22 protein-coding genes and 1 pseudogene are annotated in these 23,089 nt (G+C 58.5%); 3 read left to right on the forward strand and 20 right to left on the reverse strand.

Annotated features, from left to right (window positions below; all coding sequences use genetic code 11):
- Nucleotides 1–13: 13 nt before the first annotated feature.
- The 16 genes and pseudogenes from NKI95_RS25045 to NKI95_RS25120 all read right to left on the reverse strand — a co-directional run bounded on the left by NKI95_RS25045 (nt 14) and on the right by NKI95_RS25120 (nt 16,486).
- Nucleotides 14–736: a class I SAM-dependent methyltransferase gene (locus NKI95_RS25045; RefSeq protein ID WP_352720018.1), complete on the reverse strand. Its 723-nt coding sequence runs from the start codon at nt 734–736 to the stop codon at nt 14–16.
- Nucleotides 733–1,905 carry a glycosyltransferase gene (locus NKI95_RS25050; protein ID WP_352720020.1) on the reverse strand — a complete coding sequence of 391 codons (1,173 nt, stop codon included), beginning with the start codon at nt 1,903–1,905 and terminating at the stop codon, nt 733–735. Before NKI95_RS25050 ends, NKI95_RS25045 begins: the two co-directional genes overlap by 4 nt.
- Entirely contained in the window at nt 1,902–3,230 is a 1,329-nt protein-coding gene (locus NKI95_RS25055) for a polysaccharide pyruvyl transferase family protein (RefSeq protein WP_352720022.1), read from the reverse strand. The genes NKI95_RS25050 and NKI95_RS25055 overlap by 4 nt, the downstream gene beginning before the upstream one ends.
- 4 nt (nt 3,231–3,234) lie before the next feature.
- The gene (locus NKI95_RS25060) at nt 3,235–4,758 is read right to left on the reverse strand and encodes a lipopolysaccharide biosynthesis protein (protein ID WP_352720023.1); all 1,524 of its coding nucleotides are present in this window, start codon (nt 4,756–4,758) and stop codon (nt 3,235–3,237) included.
- Entirely contained in the window at nt 4,758–6,044 is a 1,287-nt protein-coding gene (locus tag NKI95_RS25065) for a glycosyltransferase (RefSeq protein WP_352720024.1), read from the reverse strand. The genes NKI95_RS25060 and NKI95_RS25065 overlap by 1 nt, the downstream gene beginning before the upstream one ends.
- Entirely contained in the window at nt 6,041–6,796 is a 756-nt protein-coding gene (locus NKI95_RS25070) for an FkbM family methyltransferase (RefSeq protein ID WP_352720025.1), read from the reverse strand. The genes NKI95_RS25065 and NKI95_RS25070 overlap by 4 nt, the downstream gene beginning before the upstream one ends.
- Before the next feature lie 39 nt (nt 6,797–6,835).
- The gene (locus tag NKI95_RS25075; protein ID WP_352720026.1) at nt 6,836–7,771 is read right to left on the reverse strand and encodes a hypothetical protein; all 936 of its coding nucleotides are present in this window, start codon (nt 7,769–7,771) and stop codon (nt 6,836–6,838) included.
- 335 nt (nt 7,772–8,106) lie between these two features.
- Nucleotides 8,107–8,343, reverse strand: a complete 237-nt coding sequence (locus tag NKI95_RS25080; RefSeq protein WP_352720027.1) for a hypothetical protein — start codon at nt 8,341–8,343, stop codon at nt 8,107–8,109.
- 45 nt (nt 8,344–8,388) lie between these two features.
- A complete protein-coding gene (locus NKI95_RS25085) occupies nt 8,389–9,243 on the reverse strand; it encodes an O-fucosyltransferase family protein (protein WP_352720029.1) in 855 nt (284 codons plus the stop codon).
- The gene (locus tag NKI95_RS25090) at nt 9,236–9,847 is read right to left on the reverse strand and encodes an rRNA adenine N-6-methyltransferase family protein (protein WP_352720032.1); all 612 of its coding nucleotides are present in this window, start codon (nt 9,845–9,847) and stop codon (nt 9,236–9,238) included. The genes NKI95_RS25085 and NKI95_RS25090 overlap by 8 nt, the downstream gene beginning before the upstream one ends.
- A gap of 165 nt (nt 9,848–10,012) precedes the next feature.
- Nucleotides 10,013–10,786 carry a glycosyltransferase family 2 protein gene (locus NKI95_RS25095; protein ID WP_352720034.1) on the reverse strand — a complete coding sequence of 258 codons (774 nt, stop codon included), beginning with the start codon at nt 10,784–10,786 and terminating at the stop codon, nt 10,013–10,015.
- A gap of 1 nt (nt 10,787) precedes the next feature.
- Nucleotides 10,788–11,901, reverse strand: a pseudogene (gene gmd, locus NKI95_RS25100) (GDP-mannose 4,6-dehydratase).
- A 156-nt stretch (nt 11,902–12,057) separates the two neighbouring features.
- A complete protein-coding gene (locus NKI95_RS25105; protein WP_352720035.1) occupies nt 12,058–13,335 on the reverse strand; it encodes a sugar transferase in 1,278 nt (425 codons plus the stop codon).
- 39 nt (nt 13,336–13,374) lie between these two features.
- Nucleotides 13,375–14,694 carry a UDP-glucose dehydrogenase family protein gene (locus NKI95_RS25110; protein ID WP_352720038.1) on the reverse strand — a complete coding sequence of 440 codons (1,320 nt, stop codon included), beginning with the start codon at nt 14,692–14,694 and terminating at the stop codon, nt 13,375–13,377.
- A 148-nt stretch (nt 14,695–14,842) separates the two neighbouring features.
- The gene (gene nusG, locus NKI95_RS25115; protein WP_352720040.1) at nt 14,843–15,433 is read right to left on the reverse strand and encodes a transcription termination/antitermination protein NusG; all 591 of its coding nucleotides are present in this window, start codon (nt 15,431–15,433) and stop codon (nt 14,843–14,845) included.
- 465 nt (nt 15,434–15,898) lie between these two features.
- Nucleotides 15,899–16,486 (reverse strand): biotin transporter BioY, encoded by a 588-nt coding sequence (locus NKI95_RS25120; RefSeq protein WP_352720041.1) that lies wholly within the window; start codon nt 16,484–16,486, stop codon nt 15,899–15,901.
- Between the two features lie 114 nt (nt 16,487–16,600).
- Between NKI95_RS25120 and NKI95_RS25125 the strand changes: the two genes are divergently transcribed.
- Entirely contained in the window at nt 16,601–17,509 is a 909-nt protein-coding gene (locus NKI95_RS25125) for an MBL fold metallo-hydrolase (protein ID WP_352720043.1), read from the forward strand.
- Between the two features lie 13 nt (nt 17,510–17,522).
- On the opposite strand, the gene NKI95_RS25130 is transcribed toward NKI95_RS25125, so the two are convergent.
- Both NKI95_RS25130 and NKI95_RS25135 read right to left on the reverse strand, forming a co-directional pair.
- Nucleotides 17,523–18,308 carry a DUF1499 domain-containing protein gene (locus NKI95_RS25130; RefSeq protein WP_352720044.1) on the reverse strand — a complete coding sequence of 262 codons (786 nt, stop codon included), beginning with the start codon at nt 18,306–18,308 and terminating at the stop codon, nt 17,523–17,525.
- A gap of 83 nt (nt 18,309–18,391) precedes the next feature.
- The gene (locus tag NKI95_RS25135; protein WP_352720045.1) at nt 18,392–20,020 is read right to left on the reverse strand and encodes a fatty-acid--CoA ligase; all 1,629 of its coding nucleotides are present in this window, start codon (nt 20,018–20,020) and stop codon (nt 18,392–18,394) included.
- 177 nt (nt 20,021–20,197) lie between these two features.
- Here NKI95_RS25135 and NKI95_RS25140 point away from each other — a divergent pair, with 177 nt between their 5' ends.
- A complete protein-coding gene (locus tag NKI95_RS25140) occupies nt 20,198–20,584 on the forward strand; it encodes a hypothetical protein (RefSeq protein ID WP_352720102.1) in 387 nt (128 codons plus the stop codon).
- 125 nt (nt 20,585–20,709) lie between these two features.
- Nucleotides 20,710–21,099 (forward strand): DUF427 domain-containing protein, encoded by a 390-nt coding sequence (locus NKI95_RS25145; protein ID WP_352720047.1) that lies wholly within the window; start codon nt 20,710–20,712, stop codon nt 21,097–21,099.
- On the opposite strand, the gene NKI95_RS25150 is transcribed toward NKI95_RS25145, so the two are convergent.
- A complete protein-coding gene (locus NKI95_RS25150) occupies nt 21,100–21,837 on the reverse strand; it encodes a polysaccharide deacetylase family protein (RefSeq protein ID WP_352720049.1) in 738 nt (245 codons plus the stop codon).
- Between the two features lie 139 nt (nt 21,838–21,976).
- The gene (locus NKI95_RS25155) at nt 21,977–23,083 is read right to left on the reverse strand and encodes a glycosyltransferase family 9 protein (protein ID WP_352720051.1); all 1,107 of its coding nucleotides are present in this window, start codon (nt 23,081–23,083) and stop codon (nt 21,977–21,979) included.
- Nucleotides 23,084–23,089: the final 6 nt, after the last annotated feature.

Consider the following 23,089-nt stretch of genomic DNA (forward strand, 5'->3'; position numbering starts at 1 on the left):
AATGCGCACTAGGTCACTTTTCCGCTACCAGAAGATAACCCATCGGCATGCTCTCGCGTGTCGCGAGCCCCAATTTTTTGACGGGAGGCAACGCTCGCATCAGCCTGGTAAGCCAGTAGACAGAATCGGCAATCCAGGGCCGAGTCGACACCGCCTTCGTCGCAAGATCGGCAAGAACATCCGTGACGCCGCCGTAGGAGGATAATTCAATTGTGTTTAAGCCAGCCTTCGCCGCCATCCGCTCCAATGCAAAGCGCGTGTAGCGATGATAGTCGTGGGGGACCTCGTGCAGCCAGTAAAGAAACGGCGCGCCGAGTATCAGCTTACCGCCAGGCCTCAAGGCCCGGCCTGCACTGTCGAACAAGGCCTGCGGCGTATACAAATGTTCGATAACATCGCTGGCGATGATCGTGTCGAAACTCCCTTGCTCCAAGACCAACTGCTCGTTGAGATCGGCGAATAGGTCGACGTAGGCGGCGCCATGCGTGCTGCCCGGCCAATCGACGCAGAACACTTCACTGACATAGTCACGGTAGATCCCGTAAAGCGGGACGGCCCCACAGCCCAGATCCGCGAGACGGCCCTTAGCATGAGTAGCGATCGCGGCGGCATATACGGACGCCAATCGATCGGCGATCAAGCGCGACCGCGCCGGTACCTCCTTGCGGTTCGAGCGCCAAACACCCTTACCAGTCCGTTCGAACTTAGTGGGCTTCCACTGGTCGGCATTCTTCATTGACCCAGGCCCTCAGTGAAGTCGAGAGGCCTCGCCATGGCCGGCAGCATCATGGCATGTCGAAGCCGATCGCGCGTGTGCCGTTGCGTGAAATGATCCAGTACACGCAGCCGCCCGGCATCCCCCATCGCGGCAGCAAGGTGAGGCTCCGCCAGGAGATTAGCAAACGCCTCTGCCATGCCTTCGATATCCTGCTCGTCTACAAGTATGCCGGTCTCACCATCGACAACAGCTTCCGGAATGCCGCTGTGACGTGTCGCCACAACAGGAAGTGCGCTTGCCATGGCCTCCAGGATCGATACCGGCAGGCCTTCCATATCCCCATTGCTTGCGGTCACCGAATGTTGCACAAAAATCGCAGCGTTCTGCATCATCCCCTGAACAAACTCTGTGCTTCGATATCCATGAAAGACGACACGATCCGACAGGTTTTCCTGCCTCACCAATGCCTTGCATCGCGCCATGAGAGGGCCATCGCCAACGAAGTCAAGTCGCGCCTCGGGAAACCTTGTAGCAATCCGGGCGAAAGCCTCGATAGCGAGGTGCGGTGATTTCTTTTCAACGAACCGTCCAACGAAGAGGAGCCGACCGCTTTCGCGCTGCGATGGTGTGAAGCGCTCGGGCGAAACTCCGCATGGACTGACGTGCAGTTTCTCATTTGGACAGCCGATTTGATTCAGGCGATCGGCGATGAATCGTGATGGCGTTATGATGCCGTCAGCACTGGCGAAGAGATGGCGGTAACGGCGTCGCCACAAATACTTCCTAGGCATCACGGTAGAATCCGCTCCATGGGCGTGGGCGTACAATCGCACGCCCGCGCGGCGACAGGCGCGCGCGAACAGTGCTCCCATCGTAAGATACTCGACAAGCGCGGCATCCACCTTGTGGGCCCTGAAAAATTCGACAACTCTGTCCTCGTCGCTCCTGCAGATTCCCTCGCGGACATACGCCAGCCAGCATTGGCGCGCCGGGATGGCAATGCGGCTAGGCAACCCGCTAAGCCGTGACGGCCGCGGAATCCCGGAAAGGACCGGATAACCGAATTGATCGGCACCATCAGGATTCTGGCAGATGAGCACGGTCCTGCCGGGCGCAAGGCCGCGAACATGATCTCGGATAAAAGTCTCGGAAGGCGTGTTAAAGAATTGCGAAATGACCGCAATCATGAGGGCACCGCCTCCGGCTGTAACTCCACCGGCGCAAATCTTCTTTGTAGAATGTCGACGGTAGACAAAGCACTGTCACGCAAGGCAATCGTCCCACGCCAGGATCTTTCTGCGATCAAGTCCTGATTTTTCCACCAGCGCTCAACCAGATTGCCAAAATAATCCGGATCAATCTTATCGATAAGCGTAACGTACTCCTCCAAATCAAGCGATCGAAAAAGATCTGCTGTCTTCCTCTCATAGCAAATCGGCAGGACTGGAACGCCTTGACACAGACACAGAATGCACATGTGCATGCGTGTGCAAATGGCACCATCGAATTCGTCAATCTTCCGAAGTAACGTTTCAGTGTCCCTGAACTGCGAATCGATGACTACGCTGTTTCGAACGTGGTCTGGCAGATATATCCAGACATCTTTTGCCGTGTCCGCGTCGTTGAAAGGATACTCCGGAATCCCCTGGCAGGTCGAAACAAATGTCACTTCGGCCCCAACCTCCTCCACCAGCCACGCTACGGCTCGAGCTACCGATTGGTGGTATATCGCTTGGCCAATCTCCGAGTCGCGTGCCCCGAAATCCGTCCACCGTCGCACCGAAACGGCGATCCGCGGCCGCCGGCCCGGAGTCGCAACCCGCGGCGCTGCGCGCCGTTTCACGATTTTGTCCTGATCCGTCAGAACGAAAACGCTGTCCGCCACTGTCTCAACGTTACTCGGATCGTCGATAAGCTCTCTTGCAAAAGTCATGGATCTTCCATCTCTGACGAGTATAAGAGGGCTCTTTTTCAGAACGCTCGCAAGTCGGCGAAAGATGCGGCCCTCGCCGAATGGACCCATCGATTGGGTGAAAAAAATGGGCGGCTTTCCAAGATAAATGTCTCTCTCGTATTCTGGCAGACGAACGGCAACGGACCCAGGATGCTTCTTTGAAAGGTACGTGCCGCCTGTCGAAACAATAAGATCAGCTGCGATGTACTCCCTTAGGGCCTGAGCAATCGCGCCACGATGCCCAGGGTACTTCAACCATCTCAAATTCCGTTCCAGAAATATCATAGTAATCAGAATCGAATAAACCAGATCTATCTGTAACCAGCCCTTAGTCAATTTATTTATCAATCGAACGAAGACATTCTTCCGAATCCGCGCCGACGGGAAAACAATAAAGTCATTTCCCGGATAATACCGTTCGGCGACTTCCGCGTCCATATCCGCGAAAACGATCTCGGTATCTTCTCCGAACGCGGTCGTAAGAATGCGTTTTGTCGCGACTTGGATCGCGGCGTCTCCGCCGTTCAAAAAAACCGTGGTTTCAACGATTATTTTCAATGATTTAGTCCCCCGACTGTACGTCTTTGTCCAGGAAGAGCCGCATGTCCGCCAACATCGGACCGGCGAAACGATACGGAGCAACAACAAAAATTCCATAGATCACAATCGTGACAGTCGAGTTTAACATGATGTTGCCTCCGGCCAGCAGAGACGAGCCGTCAGATGAGAGACCGATCGAGCTCCCAAGAAAGCGAAACAAAGCGACGATCACAATATAAGCAAAGAAGAAGGGCGCTGCCGCTTTCACGAGGTCCGCAAATCTCAGCTCTGTATCTCTTGTTGCATAAAGCCAAAGCACTGGGGTGAACACCCAAGACGTAATAGACCACGCGACGGCAACTCCCGAGGCACCCCATTGAACAGCAAACAAGAAGGCTGCAAAGCGAATTGCCGACGAGAAGATGGAAAATACAAATAGCTCTCGGGCTCGACCCACAGAGATCAATGCCCAGCCACCAAACTGACCGGAAATACTCGTGATGAGAGACAAGGAAAGTACCATCAAAATAGTACCGGACTTTGACCAATTTTCTCCATAAACGAGTGCCACAATTTCTTGTGCATTGATGGTGATGAGGATACACAATATTGCGTTCATCATGAGTGTGAGCCGCATAGCGCTAAGATAGGTTCTTGCCCACTTGTCGGGTTGGGTTTGGAGTCGGCTCAGCATTGGAATTATCACCGAGCCGATTGGTCCACTGACGAGCGTTATCGGCAACATAAACAGTGAGTAGGCGCGGGTGTAGAATCCGAGTTCGCCGGGACCCGACTTCCAGCCAACCAGCACATTGTCGGACTGGCGGTTGATGTAGTTTGTGAATTGAGACCCACTGTAATTGATCCCGAAACTAATGGCCGATCGTGCGTTCTTCCAATTCGCGACCTTGGTCGGACGCCAGGGTGACAGCATCCACAAGCCAACCGTGCCGACAAAAGCCGTGGTCAGCGTCGCCGCAGCGAGCGACCAATATTTGAAGTCCCAGCCCCATGCCATTGCAATACCGACAGAAAATCCACACAAGAGACTGCCAAGATTCACGCCCTGCAGCGCCATCCAACGCATGTTGCGAATCAACAGTGCCTTGTGCTGCGCACCGGCCGCAGTGATCGGAATGGCGATCGCCAGAACCAGAACAAGGTGAAAGACGCGAGGCTCATTAAAAAGCCAAGTTGCGACAGGCGCTGTGAGCCATGTCAGTGGCAAGAGAGCGAAACCGACGCCAAGGTTGACGAAAAATAACGCGCTGACGGTGTCATGATCAACCTCCTTGCGCTGGATGGTCACCATCGACAGACCTAAATCGGCGAAGACTCCGACAAACGCAGTAGCGGACGCCGCCATCGCCACCAGACCGAAGTCATCCGGTTGGAGCAAACGCGCCATCAGCGCCATGTAGCCGAATTGCGTGAGAAGAATTAAAAGCTGAGCGCCGAGGGCTATGATCCCTCCCGATGCCGTGCGTCTCCCGAGATTGCGCGTCAGATGCTCACTTGACAACACAGAGTCTTTTGACAATGCCATCAGTTTACCGGACTTGCCCGGTTTACCGTTGCGTTGACTTCTTTCCCCAAACGCTCCCGATATAGTTCAATGTGTCGTTCCGCGACGCTAGCGAGCGAAAAATTCTCGACAACGTCTGCGCGCGCGCGCGTTCCCATTTCGGTAAGGGCGCCTTCCGGAAGCGCGCAAGCCTCTCTTACGGTATCCAAGAACTTGACACTGTCTCCATTTGGTGCCAGCCATCCGGTTTGGCTGTTTCGGACCATGTCTACCGCCGGTGTGCCATCATAGGCGATCACCGGCGTGCCCGATGCCATCGCCTCAACCGTCACTTTGCCGAAGGACTCTTGCAGGGATGGCATAAGATAGATGTCAGCTGCCGCGTATATCCGATTGAGTTTAACATCATCGTCCAAGAGCCCGAACTGCGTGAAGTTCTCAGGCACCGGGGATACAAGCTGCTCAAGGTTTTGTCCAAAGACCGCAAAATGCACGCGCGGATCTCGGCTATAGGCCGCGAACAAAGCGGCAAGCGTCGCGCTGCCCTTGCGGGGATTCGCCAGATTGAGCGCTCCTACTGCTAGAATAATTCTGTCGTTCGGAAGCCCCAGTGCCGCCCGAGCCTCTCTCTTCGCAATTGGCAGGAAACGATCCAGCATCACTGAGTTCGGAATGACACGGATATCGCGATCTTTCAGGACGGTGCTGGACCGCGCCCTCTCGGCGATGCTGTCGCTGATAGCAACGAAAGTAATGTTCTTACTGATATGTGCTGCCTTGAACGTTAGATCGTGGGCTGTGATCTCTTCATCTAATGCGCCGCCGAATTCGGGACAACAGCCGCAGCCTGCTCTAAAGCGCTCGCACTGGCCCGAGAAGTGGCAGCCACCGGTGAACGGCCACATGTCGCGTAGCGTCCACACGACGGGGCGTGTCTCTGCCCGGAGCGCACGCCAAAGCGGCGGCCCAAGGGTCGTTGCTCCGGCGAACTGGATGTGTATCAGGTCCGCCTCTCGATAGGTGGGCCACCTGTGAAGACTGAGGCCGTGACCGATGGGTTGAACGTCTATCGGCAGAGGTCCGAACCGGCGTTCGATCTGCCATCGCTTAAAGCGATTTCGCAGGCTGACGGGAAGCCGCGCAAAAAACGAGACGGATTCAGCTTTGAGATCTGACGGCAGATCGGATTCGACACGACCAATGATGCGGGTGTCGATACCGCGCCCGAGAAGGGCTTCGTGCAATGCGCGTATGCCCCTGCCCGCTCCCGAATGAAGGGGACAACCCACGATTTGAACAACTTTCACTGAGCGGTCTCACCTGTCGCGGGGTCGCGGAAGAAAAGCGCATCGATCTGGTTAAGCCGACAGGTTTGCGGGTTGCGGAATCCGATCCAGATATCCCACAGGCCGAAACCCTCCTCGGCCATCCGCTGTTGTAATGCAATCCCCGAAGATTGCCCGGCATAAAGATCGACCAGCGAAAGTTCGACGAGAATGCCTTGGACGTGCGGCAGGACGGCGCGCGCTCCCTCAACAACCAAGGCCTCACTGCCCTGCACATCGATCTTCAAGAAGACATTACGACCGGTCAGATCAAGATTGGGCCAAAGGGCATCTAGCCTCTGGGTTTCGACCTCGATCTGCCTGTCGACCTTAACCTGCGGGGCCGACTCAACAAAGCCGCCGAGTGGCTCCAGCAGCGAGCTGCTGGCAGAGCCCTGCGTTACATAAAAGCTCGCCCGGCCCGCTTTGTCGCCTACTGCTAAACGCTGTGCGACGGACCATCGATCTCCGAACGCTGCAGCCGCTTCGAGCAGGAGCTCGTGCTCGTCGGGCAAGGGCTCGAAAGAGATGATACGCCCCTCATACCCATTCTTGAAAAGCTGCTGGGCGAATTGCCCCCGGTTGGCGCCTACATCGAGAACCGTGTCGATCCTGTGCATGCGCAAGAAGTGAATGAAACGAAGGTCATCGCGCGAATTCAGCCCGTTCAGCCGGATGTCCAGGCCAAACCGTCGGCCGACGTCGCGTAGAGCCTGTTTAGTCTGCGGACCCATGATTTTCCATCTTTACGCGTGGGATTTCTTGTTTCGCCATTACCGGCGCGGTTCGGCATTACCGTCAATTGGTTCGGCAAAGGCGTTGTCACGAATTTCAAGTGCGGCACGCAAACGGGCCACGGATTGGTCCCGGCATGTCATTGCTATAGCGTCGGGCTGCGGCTGCGAATCCGCTTCGCCGATTTCCATGAGAATCGCCACACCCTCGTCAATATCACCGAATGCGCAACGATGAACCGGATATTTCAGGTGCGATGCAATGCTGTCAATATATGATCCCCGCCGGACAATAGCTTCTTTGCCAAGCTGCATGGCGCGGCCGAACAGCCCGGAAGAAGAATCATAGGACGGGTCGTAGCAGGCCCATAGACACGTAGCGCAAAGTTTTGCGGACAAAACGTCATCATCAGTCAGATAGCGGTCGATCACCAGGCCGCCCGCCTCGCTCACCAGCTCTGCGAACCGCTTCTGATCTTCCGGGACTTTGCCGGCGACGACAATCATCAGCCGGTCGGTAATGGCGGGCTTAGCTTGCAAGATTTTGGCGAGGAAAGGAAAACCTTTCATCACGGACGGGCCACCAAGAAACAAGAGGATGGGGCGACCTTGCGCCTTCCGTTTCACGTCCTGCGCAAGTGCGCTCTCAGGCCAATCAGGGTTCTCGATCCTACTGTCCAAATCCCAAAACTGCGGATCGTAGATCCACTCATCCGCGACGCTCGCGAACCGTTGATCTAGATAAAAGGGCAGGATCGAGAGCAAGGTCACACTGCGTAGCCGCTTGAGGAAGCGAAACGCGTGGCGCCGCACCACAGATTTAAAGCCCGGGGTGAAGCAGCGTCGCGGGCTCATTAAGATCGCGACCGTGCGGCGACGGAGGACCGCGCGCAAAATGGCTACCGCAAAAAAGAACGCAATGTCGTCCTCAAGCGTGGCAAACAGCACTGAGTCCGCGGCCAGAAGCGTGTTCAATGTCGAAACGCCGCGGGGTTCGATCAGTGGCGCGAGCCCCGTTATGCGAGATAACGTCTTAATATAGGATTCGCGGTGCCCCCCGGGCGAGCCCACGGTTACGAAGCCACGCGCAACGATTTCGCCCGCGGAGGTTGCGAAACTTGATCTCAATTTGGCCCTGAAGATCTGCTGCCAGCTCGAATCGGTGAAACCCTACCCTGGTCCAGTATCCAGCCATATGTCAGCTTTCGCAATCTGCCGAGTTCCCTCTGCTGCGCGGCATAAACTCCGGTGATCGTGCGGAGCGTAGTCCAAAGGCCAGGCTGGTCCAAAATGGCACCGGAGAACATGGCTTATCCGAGTTCCTCAAAAAAGGTTGTGGTGCCAAAGGCAATGATCGAAGTGTGGCCGTCCCGACGGCAAGGCCGAGATAATTGCCAGGGTGAAGTGCCATATGAGATCGCGCCGACGAACCCGGTGGCCATCAGCGCTTTCACGACCACGTCGTGAACGCCATTTTCGAAATCAGCACGCTGAAGACTCCACGCGCCTAAAGCGCTCAGATCTGCAAACTTGTCAGTCCAGTTCACTGTCCTAACGAAATAAGTCAGCGAATATTCCCTAACCGGCCCGCCTTAGAGTCGGTGGTCGAGACCAGACCGTTCCGGAAAGCTGCATTGAAGATCAAATTTCGCGTCCCAGATCGCCGGCATGCCACCGAGATAGACTGCCCACATGGAAAACGTTGAGCGGGAAGCGATCACCACGCGGGCCCGTGACAGGTTATGCATCGCGGTGAGCGCATTGCCGCTCGGATCGATCGCAAGATGCTGTACACCCAATTCGCGATTGACGAAGTCCGCCTTGCCATCCGTGAACAGCGTAATTCGCGGCGTCGCAGTGCCAAGGAGCCGCCGTGCTTCTCCGAGTGCGGCGCGATACCAATCGAAGGACAACCGAACATTGTTGCCCCCCTGAGTGCTATCGGACTGCGCGAAATCACCGAGCCGGATGTGGAGCCCGATGTCATAGGGGTCGTCTATACCTCCGGCGCTGCGGACCGTATCCTTGAGCCAGGCCGACACGACTTCTCTGTGACCAGTGAGTTCATGGAAATAGCCTTTTAGGCCCGAATAGCGGACTGTGACACCCATCTCGCCGCGATAGGCATCTTCGTCGACCTTCGGATACCACTGAGCTTGCGCCCAATCGCGCCACTCAGCACCCGTGCGGCCGCGCATGACCCTGCCATAGGTTCGCGTGTCACGCTCGCGGCGGAGGAACGTTCCTAATTTGAGCTGCCTCAGAGTCGGATGAACGAAGACACCGCCGTGAACCTTCTGCCCGATCAATGCGCGCGCGATCGGAAAGAGCAGATTACCTAACCCCGGCCCGGGTGAGCGGATGACCCCCACATCCCACCGGCTAAGAACCGGCAGATGCCACGACCCTGCTCTGGTCAGTTCACCATTGGACGTCAATTTAGCCAAGCTTTCGGACGGCCAAAAACTGGTCGTTTAGCACAGAAAGTCGCCATTGTGTTTCCGGCAGCAGGATTTCCAGCTTTTGGATCACTTCCGACTTCCTTGGCCATCCGGGCTCGACGCCGAAGAGTCGGAAATCGTCGACCACAACCGCAACAAAATTCGCAATGAAGGGGGCGATGAGATCGAGCTCCTTCAGCACCGGCTCCGGCTCGTCGCCCTGTCCCGTTTCGCCACCGCTGAAGTGTCCATCCAAAAAGATAAGCGCTTTGTTCACCCGCGATGCTATTTCAGGCAGCAGCTTGGCGCCGTCACCGAGCAGCAATTCCACATTTTTCCGTCCTGCACAGCGCTTGCTGGCCTGATGATACAGTGCTTCGTCAATTTCGACTGAGATCACCTTGTCAAACAGATGAGACATTCGCTTTGTCGTAACACCTTTATAGGAACCAATTTCCACCGCAGTCATAGCGCCAGTCATGTCTCTACAAGTTTTCATATTGTGCAGCTTCGTCAACGAATGCGGGACAAACGGTCGGTTGCCGAGTTTCGCAATGAGGTCGAGGGCATAGCCTCCGATCGGCTCCAAAATGCTCTTCGGGTCATTCATCGTCAGGCTTCTGCCACTTGGGAATGTTGTTGGTACATGAGTCGTCTATAGATCGCGGAACTCGATCCATATACGTCTCGGCGATCGTCCGCTAGGCGTCGCGCCCGAATCCAAGCAAGCGCTTGACGATCAAGGAACGGACATTCAACCAAGGCTCGCTTGCCTTCACACAAGGGGACCATTGTTTCGCTGCGCTCTGGACAAAAACTGCCCCAGCTTTCGCACCGGCTTGGCAACAAGCGCATAGTCGATTGGACCGGAACGTAGCCATTGCCGTCGCGATCGCAACGCTTCAAAGTTGTGCCCGATGTAGGAGCCAAGGCTCCGCGTGCTGGCGCCGCCGACCATCATGTCCACTAAAACGTGGTTGGTGGTAACGGATGCGAAGCCATGGACCTCGACCGCTCTCAGCATCCAATCGTAATCCGATGCCACCTTAAGGCTGAGGTCGAACGTGCCGACCGCTTCCGCCACTTTCCGCCTGACGTAGAATGTCGGATGGGCCGGCATCCAACCAGTGCGGAAACCTTTGGTCGGCCTGGGAGCAGCGCGCCATCGGCGCACGACCCGCTTGGTCACATGGTCTTCGACGAAATTCAGGTCCCCATGCACAATATCAGCCTGTTCGAGCCCTTTCGAGATGCGCGCGAGCGCTGTGAGGTCATGAAAGCAATCATCTGAATTCAGGACGCCTACGGCGTCACCGGTATAGAGGCGCAGCCCCTTGTTGAGCGCGTCATACATTCCGCTGTCCGGTTCGCTGATCAGCCGGATCTGGCCCTGTGGGTAAGACCTGATTATTGCCAGCGTTTCGTCCAACGAACCGCCATCGACGACCACCAGTTCCTTGTCCGCGTGGTTCTGGGCAAAGAAGCTGTCGATCGTATGCTTGATGGTCGCGGCCGAGTTGCGGCAGACCGTCAGAACCGAGACCTTCATGTCAACCCGGTCCGACGCGCTTACTGGGCCGCAACGCGTATCCGATCTTCGTCAAGGCGCCGGTGCTCGGATTCCCGCTTTACAGTTTCGAGGTCGGACTGGACCATTTCCTGGACCATTGTCGCCAGCGAAGTCGTTGCCTTCCAGCCGAGAACGCGCTCCGCTTTCGAGGCGTCGCCGATCAGAAGCTCGACTTCGGTCGGCCTGAAATAGCGCGGATCCACCTCGACCAGGACGGCGCCGGATCTCGCGTCGATGCCTTTTTCATTGATGCCGGAACCAACCCATCGAACCTCGATCCCGACCTCGTTAAATGCAACCTCGACAAAACGGCGGACCGAATTCTTTACGCCGGTTGCAAGGACATAGTCATCGGGCACTTCGTGCTGAAGAATTCGCCACATGCCCTCAACGTAATCGCGGGCATGGCCCCAATCGCGTTCAGCCGATAAATTGCCGAGGTAGAGTTTGTCCTGAAGGCCGAGGCTGATCGCAGCAGCCGCACGCGTGATCTTGCGGGTGACGAATGTCTCGCCGCGCATCGGGCTTTCGTGATTGAACAGAATGCCATTCGACGCGTGGATATCATAAGCTTCGCGGTAATTCACCGTGATCCAGTAGGCATAGATCTTGGCAGCCGCATAGGGCGAGCGGGGATAAAAGGGCGTAGTCTCCCGTTGCGGGATCTCCTGCACCTTGCCGTAGAGCTCGGAAGTCGATGCCTGATAGAAACGGGTCTTTCTTGTCAGGCCAAGCAGCCGGATCGCTTCGAGCAGACGCAATGTACCGATTGCGTCGGCATTCGCCGTATACTCTGCGGTCTCGAAGCTCACCTGGACATGCGACTGTGCGGCGAGATTATAAATCTCGTCTGGCTGTACTTCCTGGACGATGCGGATGAGGTTGGTGGCATCGGTCATGTCGCCATAGTGCAGCGACAGCCTTACGTCCTTTTCATGCGGATCCTGGTACAGATTATCGATACGGCCCGTATTGAACGACGACGACCGCCGCTTGATGCCGTGGACATTATAGCCCTTTGCCAAGAGAAGTTCCGCCAGATAGGCGCCATCCTGGCCGGTGATGCCGGTTATGAGTGCGGTTTTCCTAGTCATTGTGCTTCTCCGGTGTGGATAGGACGATATTCTCAACGCTAATCAGCGTGACGTCAGGCATTCCAAATACCCATTTAAAAAAGCTGGTGCTTATGTCCATCTGTAGGGCTCGTGCGCGGCGGCATGGCTGCGCCCACTAGCGATCTCTGTCGCTTGTCAACGCGCGCCAAATCCCGTCAGCATGGTTCGGATAGTACGAAACACGATCAGCACGTCGAGCCAAGGGGAGAAATTCTTGATGTAGTAGAAGTCGTAATGAAGCTTTTCCAAGACGTCGTCGACGGCTGCAACATGGCCCTGGTTGACTTGCGCCCATCCGGTAATGCCAGGCCGCACGATGTGCCGGTAGCGATAGAATGGCAGCTCCGCCTCGTACCATTTCGACAGTACAAGTGCTTCCGGCCGCGGTCCGATCCAGCTCATTTCGCCGCGCACGATGTTGAAGGCCTGCGGCAACTCGTCGATCCTGGACTTTCTCAAGAACTGCCCCAAACGGGTGATGCGTGTGTCGCCGGCCTTTGTGATGGCCGCTTCCTTCTCGTCGACAGCTATGTCGCTGAGCTTCATCGTTCGAAACTTGTAGACCTCGTAGGGATGCCCTCTGTAGCCCATTCGCTTCTGTCTAAATAGCGCCGGTCCAGGCGAATCGATTTTTACAGCAATCGCCACGAACAACAGCAATGGTGAGAAAACAACAAGCACAAATAGCGCAGAAGCCCAGTCTATCGCCTGCTTTATTTTCAGGTAAGCCTGGTTCGGATTCAAGGAGCCTAGAGTGTTTTCAGAAAGGTGCTCGATCTCTACCCTGCCTGTGAGCGACTCGCTTATTTGCTTGACGTGATAGACCGGCGTTCCCGAGAGCGCGCTGTCGGCAATATACCGCTCCCACTCGTCTGAAAGGTCGGCTCGAAGATCGGCCACCACGCCGGTCGCGTACTCGACGACAGTGTCAGGCGAATGAATTTTGTGCCAGCTAACGCCAGGTATGCTCTCCAGCCTGTTGACGTCTCCGCCCGGAATTATCGCCAGTCGGTGTGCATCGAGCCGCCGGGTGGCCAAGCTCAAACCAAAATACCACAATGTCGATTGAATGAAACTCGCCGCTGCCTGGAACCGGCTGTAGTCGAATCTGAAGAAGAAGATCGTCGCGAACACCAGGCCGTAGGTCAGGGCGAAGGTTGGCAGGATGTAGCCAGCCGCTGCAACACCCGGGAAATTGCCGATGCGCTTATAAAAGAGATAACCTGTCGTATGAGCGACAAATGCCGCAAAGATCGTAACCTGCAGGTTCGGCGACCGGATCACCTCCTGATCGACCGACAGGCGGATCAGCGCCGGCAGCAGAATCGCGAAGGTTAATCCGCCAAGCAGCTGAAAGCGCATCCGGAGCAGCAGATGCCGTTTGTTGGGTAAATGGATGGTGGTGGCGATCAATTTGAACCCTGTGAATCAGAGCCATGAAAACCTGGACCTTCACCTGACAAGGTGCCGCTCTCGGCCAACGCTGAAATAGGCTATCCCTTCCCTCACGACGTCCTCACCGCGGTAGACGTTTCGAAGATCAACCATTACCGGCGTCGCCATGGTTGCACAGAGCCGCTTCAGATCCAGCGACCGAAACGCATTCCACTCGGTGACGATGACGATCGCATGCGCGCCGTCGGCTGCCGCGTAGGCGCTTTCCCCGAATTCAATGCCCTCGATCATCTTGCGCGCCTGCTCCATGCCGACCGGATCATAGGCCTTGATCAAAGCGCCTGCATCCTGGAGTGCCTGAATGATGGCCAATGAGGGGGCATCGCGCATGTCGTCGGTGTTCGGCTTGAAGGTAAGGCCAAGGATACCGACGGTTTTGCCGCGCACAGAGCCGCCGCAGGCCTCAACCACCTTGCGCGCCATCGCCCGTTTGCGCTGGTCGTTTATCGAGACCGTCGTTTCAATCAGCCGCACCGGGCTTGCCGCGTCCTGCGCGGTCTTGACCAGTGCCAGCGTATCTTTCGGGAAGCAGGAGCCGCCATAGCCCGGCCCGGCGTGAAGGAACTTTGCGCCGATGCGATTGTCCATGCCGATGCCGCGCGCGACGTCCTGAACATCGGCACCCAACCGCTCGCAGAGATCGGCAATTTCGTTGATGAAGGTGATCTTCATGGCCAGAAACGCGTTGCCGGCGTATTTTGTAAGCTCTGCCGTACGCCGGCTCGTATAGAATATCGGCGCGACATTCAGCGAGAGCGGGCGGTAGATTTCACCCATCACCGCTTTGGCCCGTTCGGCATCGGTCCCGACAATGATGCGGTCGGGCCGCTTGAAGTCCTCGATGGCCGATCCTTCGCGAAGAAACTCCGGATTGGAGACCACCGCAAAATCGGCGGCCGTATTTTGCTCGCGGATGATCCGTTCGACCTCATCGCCGGTACCAACAGGGACGGTCGATTTCGTCACCACGACCGTAAATCCTTTGAGCGCGCGGCCAACTTCGGCCGCCGCATCGTAGACGAAGGACAGATCGGCATGGCCGTCGCCACGCCGCGACGGCGTGCCCACGGCAATGAAGACGACATCCGATTGAGAAACCGCATCGGCCAGATTGTCGTCGAAACGCAAGCGGCCTTGCGCAGTGTTGGTCGTGACGAGGTCGTCGAGCCCCGGCTCATAGATGGGTATCTTGCCGAGTTTGAGCATGGCAAGCTTTTCCGCATCACGATCGACGCAGCAGACCTGATGGCCAAAGTCGGCGAAGCAGGCGCCCGAGACGAGCCCCACATAGCCGGCACCAATCATTGTTATCCGCATATCGCGTACTCTCAATCAGCGCCGACGAGACGATCTCGCCAGGCAGCGCCCACTCCCTACCGAAACACGGCTACCGCACTCCCGGGTGAAAACCCGAGAGCCGATCCTACTACATTTGCATCGCTTCGCCGCACTTCGATGCTTACGACTATGCGATGGCGACGAGCTCCCTGGCATCAAGGTCGACAGGTATCTCGCCATTCATGATGGCAACCAGAACCCGAGCCCTTCCGGCTGGATCGAGCCGGTCAAGGCGACCGATCATTTCCGCGAAAGGGCCGGAAAGGATCCGAACCGAAGCACCGGCTGCGAGGCCGCCGCGGAAATCGAGCAGGCCGTGCCTGCCGGTCAACCCAATGAAGCGCTCTACCAGACCGGAGGGGACAGGCAAAGGCCGGTCCCCTTGCATGACGAGGGAACGCACACCGAACGTTCCGTTGATCGAGCGCCAACGTTGCAACGCGACGTCGATGGCGATGAACATATAACCCGGGAAATAAGCGACAACTCGTGTTTCGAGCCGCCGGGCATGACGCACGGTTTTCTCGCAGCGAGGCACAAAGGGCTGGAATCCCTGGATCCGCAGATGCCGCTCGGCGACATGCTCTTTTCCGGGAAAGACGCTGGCCGCGTACCAGCGAGTTGCCGGCGCGGCGGTCCGCTCAGGCGACGGGGTGGTCGCGTTGCTCGTTATTTTTTCCGCGCTACTCACGTGTCTTCCTTCGGCGGTCAGCGGCATGATCTCAGGTCAACGGTTACGACAGTGTCTGGGTACCAGCAAGCAACCAAGCCACCAGAGTCAAGGCCGTTGGGTTAAGAATTTCCTACACATTGTCCAGAAATTTAGCTGTGCCTAAATAATCATCGAGCCGCTTTCTTTTTCAGCTGGCTGAGATGCTATGTCGAGCAATTTATTTCCATACGTAGGTGCTTGGTTACGCTGGTCGTGACGAATCGCCCGTTGGTTCTGGTACTTAGTCCGTCGACTTGAAGCTAATGTGACGGGCTCGCTGCATGGCGTCGCGCTACAAGCCTGCCGCCAACGAGAAAGATCCTGCACGGCCACACCAACTACGACGAAAAACCATTTGGACAGTCGTCGCGGAGACCAAGTTACTATCGTGTCATGGGTTCAGGCAATAACATGGTGACAGCGACGCAACGTGCAGGTCGTTTTTGGCTTCAGCTCCGCTCGACCGGTTCACTACTGCTTCAGCAGCGACCAGACAGCCGGCACCAGGCTCGCTGCCAGCGCAACCTTGATCAGATCACCGACGATAAAGGGCACCACCCCGAACTGCCACGACTTTTCCGGGCCGATCAACAGCGCCAGCCAGGCAAAGCCCATTGCCATCATGACGATCTCGGCCACCAGCATGGCATTGAAGAGCTTGATAGGATGGCGATCCCAGCCACGGTCGGCAGCCCAGCCGACGATCGCCGCCATAACGACGAAGCCGGCAAGATAACCGCCGGTCGAACCGAGCATGTAAGCGATACCGATGCCCTTTTCGGGCGTGCTCTGGAAGACTGGAAGGCCCAATGCGCCCTCAGCCATGTAGAGAAGCAGCGTTGCGACGCCGAGGCGCATGCCGAAGGCGGCAGCGATCAGGAAGACAGCGAGCGTCTGCATCGAGATATCGACCGGTCCGAGCATGACCTTGGTCTTGGCAGACAAGATCAGCAGCAGCGTTCCGGCGATCGCCAGCAAAAGCTGTCCCGCCAGGCGGGCCGCGCCCTTTTCAGGCAAAGCGAGAGAAATGAGCGGACGCATCGTTGTTGCAATTGCCATGGTCTTCCCCGTTCCGGATTGCCGCCGAACGCGGCCTTGCGTTTTCCTATATTGGCTTCCGTGCTATGCGGCAATCGGTTTTGCCCTCTCCCCAAAAAAGGTCGCGACGTTCGCATGGCGCTGAAATTCGACACACGCTTCGATCCTGCCTACGGCCAGGGCGTAGCCGTTGCGCCTGGTATTCAACGCGTCACCGCCAGGAACCCAAGCCCGTTCACCTTTCACGGAACCAACAGCTATATCGTCGGGCGCGAGACGCTGGCGGTGATCGATCCCGGACCGGATGACGAGGCACATCTTCGAACACTGCTCGAAGCGATCGGGAGCAGGCCGGTCAGCCATATCTTCGTCAGCCACACGCATCGCGACCATTCGCCGCTGGCGGCGCGGCTGAAGCAGCATACCGGTGCGGTGGTTCTGGCGGAAGGCGGGCATCGCCCGGCGCGGCCCTTGCGCACCGGCGAGGTCAATCCGCTCGATGCCAGCGCCGACACCGACTTCGTTCCTGATATCGCGCTGCCGGACGATATGGTGATCGACGGCGACGGCTGGGCGATCCGGACGGTGCTGACGCCCGGCCATACCGCCAATCACGCGGCCTTCGCGCTGGAGGGAACCGGCATCCTTTTCTCGGCCGATCACGTCATGGCGTGGGCAACCACGATCGTCGCGCCGCCGGATGGCGCGATGGCCGACTACATGACATCGCTCGATCGGCTGATCGAACGTGACGACCGGCTGCTGCTGCCCGGGCATGGTGGGCCGGTGACCGAGCCGCGCAACTTCATGCGCGGATTGAAAATGCATCGCAAAACGCGCGAACGGGCAATTCTGGAGCGGATCAACAGCGGCGACCGGACAATCAAGGACATGGTAGACGCGATCTATCGAGACACCGAACCGCGCCTGCATGGCGCAGCCGGCCTGTCGGTGCTTGCCCATCTGGAAGACCTGGTGGCGCGCGGCCTGGTCCACGCCGATGGCGCACCGGCTATCGACGGCATCTATTCACCGGCAAAGTAGTACCCTTCCGATATCATTCCGCCGGCGCCACGCCCACCTGGCCGGCCACTTCCTGGTCGAGTTCGGCAAGGAAGTCGGTGATGCGCGCTGCATTGTCGCCAAGGTCGTGGCGGCCGTAACGCGAGGCCGAGCGCATATCTACGATGACCGCATCGCCGTCATCGGTCACGCGGATGGCGACATCGGCGGGAAGGCCAAGCAGCAAGCTCTTGGCCAGCGCATCGACCGTCACGTCGATTTGCCCTGCTGCGTCTGGAAACGGCGCCGTGAGCTGCCAGCCGCGCCGATCGAGCACGGTTTTGACCGCCTCCAGAACGCGATCGAAGGGCAAGGTGTAGCTGCGTCCGGTAACGAGTGGATAGGCTTCGATTTGCAGGCGCTGCTCGCCGGGCGTCGGCGGCAAAAGCTCGTTCATGTCCTTTGTCCGGGTTGAAGTATCGAGTGCCGGCGGGTCATCCAGATCCGTCGAGATGTCGCGCAGCGGCGGATAGATCGCCGCCGAATAGGCCGCGATGCCGTAAGGAATGAGCACCAGAAGCGCCAGCAAGGCGCCGACGGTCAGGTCGTGACCGCCGCGATCACCGAAATTCCACAGTCGGGCAAAGGCAAACCCGGCAAACAGAAGCGCAACCGCGGCCAGCAAGGCGACAATACCAAGCACCCACAGGAATGCCGGCGTCTCGACGAGGTCATATCGGTGGCCGATAAGAACCGTCAGCAGCAGGACCGCCGAAAACGCGCCGGCGCGCCGCGACCAACCGGCAGCCCTCGACGTTAGTCGCTCGGGAATTCCCGTCATTGTTTTCCGCCCTGCCCCAACCCGAACAAAGGCATAGTGCCTTTCAGCGGCGGCTTGAAGGCGCAAAGACGCCGCATCTCCGGTCAATCCGTCGGCAGGTGATAGTCCCGGAACTGTTGGCGCAAGGTAATCTTCTGGACCTTGCCGGCAGCGGTGTGTGGGATTTCGCCGACGAATGCGATGTCGTCGGGCATCCACCACTTCGCCACCTTGCCGTCCATGAAAGCGAGGATGTCCGGCTTGGTCGGCTCCCTACCCGGCTTACGCACCACTACGAGCAAAGGCCGCTCGCCCCATTTGGAATGCGGAATGCCGATGGCGGCGGCCTCCGCCACATCGGGATGGCCGACCGCGAGGTTCTCGAGCTCGATGGACGAGATCCATTCGCCGCCCGACTTGATCACGTCCTTGGCGCGATCGGTGATCTGCATGTAGCCGCCGGGATCGATGTGCGCGACATCACCGGTGTCGAACCAGCCGTCTTCATCGAACTGTTCGGATCCGGTGCCGCCATAATAGGCGCGCGCGACGGCCGGGCCGCGGACCTTGAGCCTGCCGAAGGTCTTGCCATCCCATGGCAGTTCGTTGCCGGCGTCGTCCGTCACCTTCATTTCGATACCGAACGGTGTAAAGCCCTGCTTCTGCTGGACGCCGAGGCGGGCCTCGCCCATCAGCCCGGCATAGTCCGGCTTCAGGGTGCACAGCGTGCCGAGCGGCGACATCTCGGTCATGCCCCAGGCGTGGACCACCTGGACATCGTAACTGTCCTGGAACTTCGTCGTGAGCGCGCGTGGACAGGACGAGCCGCCGATGACGACTTTCTGCAGATAGGGCAGTTTCTTGCCTGTCTCTTCCAGATGCTGGAGGAGCATCATCCACACAGTCGGCACGGCGGCGCTGAAGGTCACCTTCTCGGTGTCGAGCAGCTCGTAGAGCGAAGCGCCATCCATCTTGCAGCCGGGCATGACCAGCTTGGCGCCGATCATCGGCGCGCTGTGGGCAAGGCCCCAGGCATTGGCGTGAAACATCGGCACGACCGGCAATATGGTATCGCGCGACGACATGCCCATGGCGTCGGGCATCGCGGCGATCATGGCGTGCAGCACGTTCGAACGATGGCTGTAGAGGACGCCTTTCGGGTCGCCCGTCGTGCCCGAGGTGTAGCACATGCCGGCGGCGGTGTTTTCGTCGAATGTCTTCCAGGTGAAGTTGCCGTCGGCTTCAGCGAGCCATTCTTCGTAGGTAACGACATTAGGCAGCGCAGTCTCCGGCAAATGCGCCTTGTCGGTCAGCACGATAATCTGCTTCAGCGACTTGACCGCGCTGGCGATCTTTTCAAGCAGCGGCAGGAAGGTCAGGTCGACGAAGATCGCCTTATCCCCGGCATTGTTCATGATCCATGTGATCTGCTCGGGAAAGAGCCGCGGGTTGAGTGTGTGATAGATCGCGCCGACACCCATGATGCCGTACCAGACCTCGATGTGGCGCGCGGTGTTCCAGGCCAGGGTCGCGATGCGGTCGCCAAGCCCGAAACCGTCACGCTCGAGCCGCTCGGCAACCTTCAGGGCACGATTATGGATTTCGGCATATGTGCTGCGCACGATCGGCCCCTCGATCGAGCGCGACACGATCTCGCGTCTGCCGTGCTGCCTCTCGGCGTTGTCGATCAGCTTGTGGCAAAGCAGCGGCCATTCCTGCATCAGCCCGAGCATGTTGTTCCTCCCGTTATTTTTTTCGCCATTGTGGGACGAACCGGGGGATTGTCCAGCCAGAACCGGGCTGGAGCGGTGCATGGAGCCGAATGAGGCGGAATTCGCCACAATCCGGCCATGCTCGGCGTTAACGTTGATTAACGGGCGAGGCGCGAATGGCGAATGAAAGAGGTTCGCATGGACCCGCAGTTCGACGACAAAGCCCTCGAAAATACGGTTGCCGAAAGTCTGGCCGATCTGGTGGCAGCCGATGTCGCGCAGGCCGATCTGGTGCCCGACGCCAAAACCGTTTCCGAAGATGAATTCGTCGAGGTCGTCGGTGGCGCCCTCGAAGCGGTCGGCGGCACGCTCTTGTTCAAGATGTGCGTCGAGAACGAGGGCGAAAGCCAGCACGTCGCTGCCGCCTGCGTCGGCGATGGCGGCAGTCGCCAGTTCCTGCTGCTCACCTTGCCGACCAGCGGTGGTGCGCTGAAGGTGGAAACCACCTCGAAAAGCACCAATCCGGTGGCAGGCATTGCCGCCGCCTATGCCGGGCTGATGGACGCATTCCAGGCCGCCGCCTAATTCTAGGCGAGGTATCGGAGGAAAGCGCGAGACTTCCCCCGCGGGCGACGCCCGCCTGGCGGCAAGCAGCTCTTGCGCAAGGCTCTTGCCAGACACATCTTGGGGTAGAGGCAAGGAGATCCGATATGGACCAGATCGCAAACCCGTCACCCGGCTTTCAGCGCAATCCCGGCAAGACGATCACTGTCGAACCTTACAAGGGTACCGTGACGGTGCGCGCCGGCGATGTCGTCATCGCCTCGTCCAGCAAGGTCAAGGTGCTGACAGAATCGCCCTATCCCCCCGTTTTCTACATTCCGTTCGGCGACATCGACTTCAAACAGCTTGGCAAGACCGAACACTCGACCCATTGCCCCTACAAGGGCGATGCCAGCTATTGGAGCGTGCTGCCCGCCGGCGATGCAGGCAAGGATGCGATGTGGGCCTATGAGCGGCCGTTCGACGAGATGGCCGATATCCGCGATCACGGCGCGTTCTATCCGAACAAGGTGACCATCGAGGCCACGCCCGACTGATCAGTCGGTGGTGCCTTCATCGCCGACGCCGTCGGCATCGTCGAGACGCACGAAGGTGAGGCCCTTGGCCTTCAGCGCCAGAAGTCCCTGCACCACGCCTTCGCCGGCGGCATGGGTCGGCTGGTTGATGTGGGCGATGATGACGTCACCATCCTTTGCTGCGGCAATGCGCCGGGCGGTCTCTTTTGCGCCGAGCAATGAGCCGCCGTCGCCGTTGACAGAGAATCCGGCAATCTTGAAACCAAGCTTGCGTATCATCGCGATTGCCGACGGGCTGTATTCGGCGGTCGCGCCGCGAAACCATTTCGGCGCCGGTTCGCCGGTCACGGCAAGAGCGGCAGCACCCGATTCGACCTCGGCCAGAACGGCCTCCGGGCTGCCGGCACTGCGAATGCCGTAGATCTTTTGCGGCGTGTCGACGGCCGGGACATGGCGGCCGCCATGGTTTTCCAATTCAAACAGTTCTGGATGCGCCCGCATGATCTCCACGGCGGCGGCGTTGTGCTTCAGCCAAATGCCGGTGACGAAAATGGTGGCGGGAATCTTGTTTTCCACCAGCGCCGAGAGAATCCGTGTGTCGGTCCTTCCGCCGCACGCATCGAGCGTCAGCGCGACGCGGCCGCTGCCCACCTCGGCCTTGATGTGCAGCGTCGGTACGACGAGCAACTGGGTGTTGCCAGGAGAGACAGCCCACAGCGACATCGCAATGGCGCAAAAATACTTTTGGAACAGGCGCATCGATTATTCCAGGTCGGCCGGATCAAAGTTGAAGCGGCGACCCCAAGACCGGCATCAAGGCGGAAATCGGGACGATGCCCCTGCAAAAGCGTCGGCAGCGGCAATTTGACCGCCGGCCTGACCTTTGGCAAGCGCAAGGTCACAATGCGTGCTCCACGTCCTTAACCGTACGTGAAAGGATCGCGCGCACCGCGTCGACCACCGCTTTGACCTCAAGTCGCCAGACGCAGCAAGCCTTGCTCGGATCGGGGCGGCGGCACAGGTCCCTGGCTATGCACTCGCAAGGCATGGAGGGCCGCGGCGTAACACTGGCCACGCCGACAGGACCCCAGACGGCGGGGTCGGTCAGGCCGAAGAGGCCGACAACCGGCGTTCCCGCGGCGGCGGCCATGTGCATCGGGCCACTCTCGTTCCCCAGAAACAGCCGTGCCTGGCCGAGGACGGCCAGCAGCGTTGCCAGCGACAGCGCCCCGACCACGTTGACGACCGGCGAAGCGGCCTTGTCGACAATGCGCTCGGCAGATGCCCGTTCACCGGGGCCGCCGACAAGCAGGAAGTCCAACCCGGTCTGTCGCGAGAGCTCGTCGATCGCCAGCGCAAAACGTTCCGGTTGCCATTGCCGCCCCCGGAAGCTCGCTCCCGCATGAACGGCTATAAAGGCGTTACGCCGAAGATGATGCCGGTCGAGCAGCGCCAATGCCTTGGCGGTCCCCAGCGGCAGCGGCTCAATCTTTGGGACCGGCGCACGCAACTCCACGCCAAGCGCCTCAAGCGGCGAAAGATAGCGATAGAGATAATGCTGGCCACCAAAGCCAAACGGCTTGGCCAGGACGTTGGCAGGCTGGCGTTCCAGCCAGCGCAACGGTTTTTCGGGAGGATCATATCCGACGCGGGTCTTGGCGTTGACGAGCCTGACGATGATGCGTGAGGTTTTGGAATCGGCCAGGTCGATGGTCAGGTCAAATCGGAACCGGCGCAGCGCGCGCACCATCGCGTAAAGCTCTCGACCACGCTGCACAGGGGTGCCACGCATCCGTACGCGCCGGAACGCCACCACGTCCGAGGCGATGCCATGAGCCATCAGAAAACTGGCAAAGTTCGCCTCGCAAAGGAACACGAGCCTGGCCTTTGGATATTGGAGGCGTAGGTTTCTGGCGAGCGCGGAGGCGAGGACAAGATCGCCGATGAATTTCGTCTGGAGGATGAGAATCGAGCGGACCTGCGTGGGCGGCGGGTTCTGAAACATCTGTTT

It is taken from the genome of Mesorhizobium sp. M0306, assembly GCF_040321655.1.
In the GTDB taxonomy this organism is placed as follows: domain Bacteria; phylum Pseudomonadota; class Alphaproteobacteria; order Rhizobiales; family Rhizobiaceae; genus Mesorhizobium.

Bases quoted from the DNA above. Each gene is read 5' to 3' on its own strand.
- NKI95_RS25045 (WP_352720018.1), bottom strand. From the start codon at position 736: ATGAAGAATGCCGACCAGTGGAAGCCCACTAAGTTCGAACGGACTGGT.
- NKI95_RS25050 (WP_352720020.1), bottom strand. From the start codon at position 1,905: ATGATTGCGGTCATTTCGCAATTCTTTAACACGCCTTCCGAGACTTTT.
- NKI95_RS25060 (WP_352720023.1), bottom strand. From the start codon at position 4,758: ATGGCATTGTCAAAAGACTCTGTGTTGTCAAGTGAGCATCTGACGCGC.
- NKI95_RS25070 (WP_352720025.1), bottom strand. From the start codon at position 6,796: ATGGGTCCGCAGACTAAACAGGCTCTACGCGACGTCGGCCGACGGTTT.
- NKI95_RS25090 (WP_352720032.1), bottom strand. From the start codon at position 9,847: ATGAATGACCCGAAGAGCATTTTGGAGCCGATCGGAGGCTATGCCCTC.
- NKI95_RS25095 (WP_352720034.1), bottom strand. From the start codon at position 10,786: ATGAAGGTCTCGGTTCTGACGGTCTGCCGCAACTCGGCCGCGACCATC.
- NKI95_RS25110 (WP_352720038.1), bottom strand. From the start codon at position 14,694: ATGCGGATAACAATGATTGGTGCCGGCTATGTGGGGCTCGTCTCGGGC.
- nusG (WP_352720040.1), bottom strand. From the start codon at position 15,433: ATGCCGCTGACCGCCGAAGGAAGACACGTGAGTAGCGCGGAAAAAATA.
- NKI95_RS25120 (WP_352720041.1), bottom strand. From the start codon at position 16,486: ATGGCAATTGCAACAACGATGCGTCCGCTCATTTCTCTCGCTTTGCCT.
- NKI95_RS25125 (WP_352720043.1), top strand. From the start codon at position 16,601: ATGGCGCTGAAATTCGACACACGCTTCGATCCTGCCTACGGCCAGGGC.
- NKI95_RS25130 (WP_352720044.1), bottom strand. From the start codon at position 18,308: ATGACGGGAATTCCCGAGCGACTAACGTCGAGGGCTGCCGGTTGGTCG.
- NKI95_RS25135 (WP_352720045.1), bottom strand. From the start codon at position 20,020: ATGCTCGGGCTGATGCAGGAATGGCCGCTGCTTTGCCACAAGCTGATC.
- NKI95_RS25140 (WP_352720102.1), top strand. From the start codon at position 20,198: ATGGACCCGCAGTTCGACGACAAAGCCCTCGAAAATACGGTTGCCGAA.
- NKI95_RS25145 (WP_352720047.1), top strand. From the start codon at position 20,710: ATGGACCAGATCGCAAACCCGTCACCCGGCTTTCAGCGCAATCCCGGC.
- NKI95_RS25150 (WP_352720049.1), bottom strand. From the start codon at position 21,837: ATGCGCCTGTTCCAAAAGTATTTTTGCGCCATTGCGATGTCGCTGTGG.
- NKI95_RS25155 (WP_352720051.1), bottom strand. From the start codon at position 23,083: ATGTTTCAGAACCCGCCGCCCACGCAGGTCCGCTCGATTCTCATCCTC.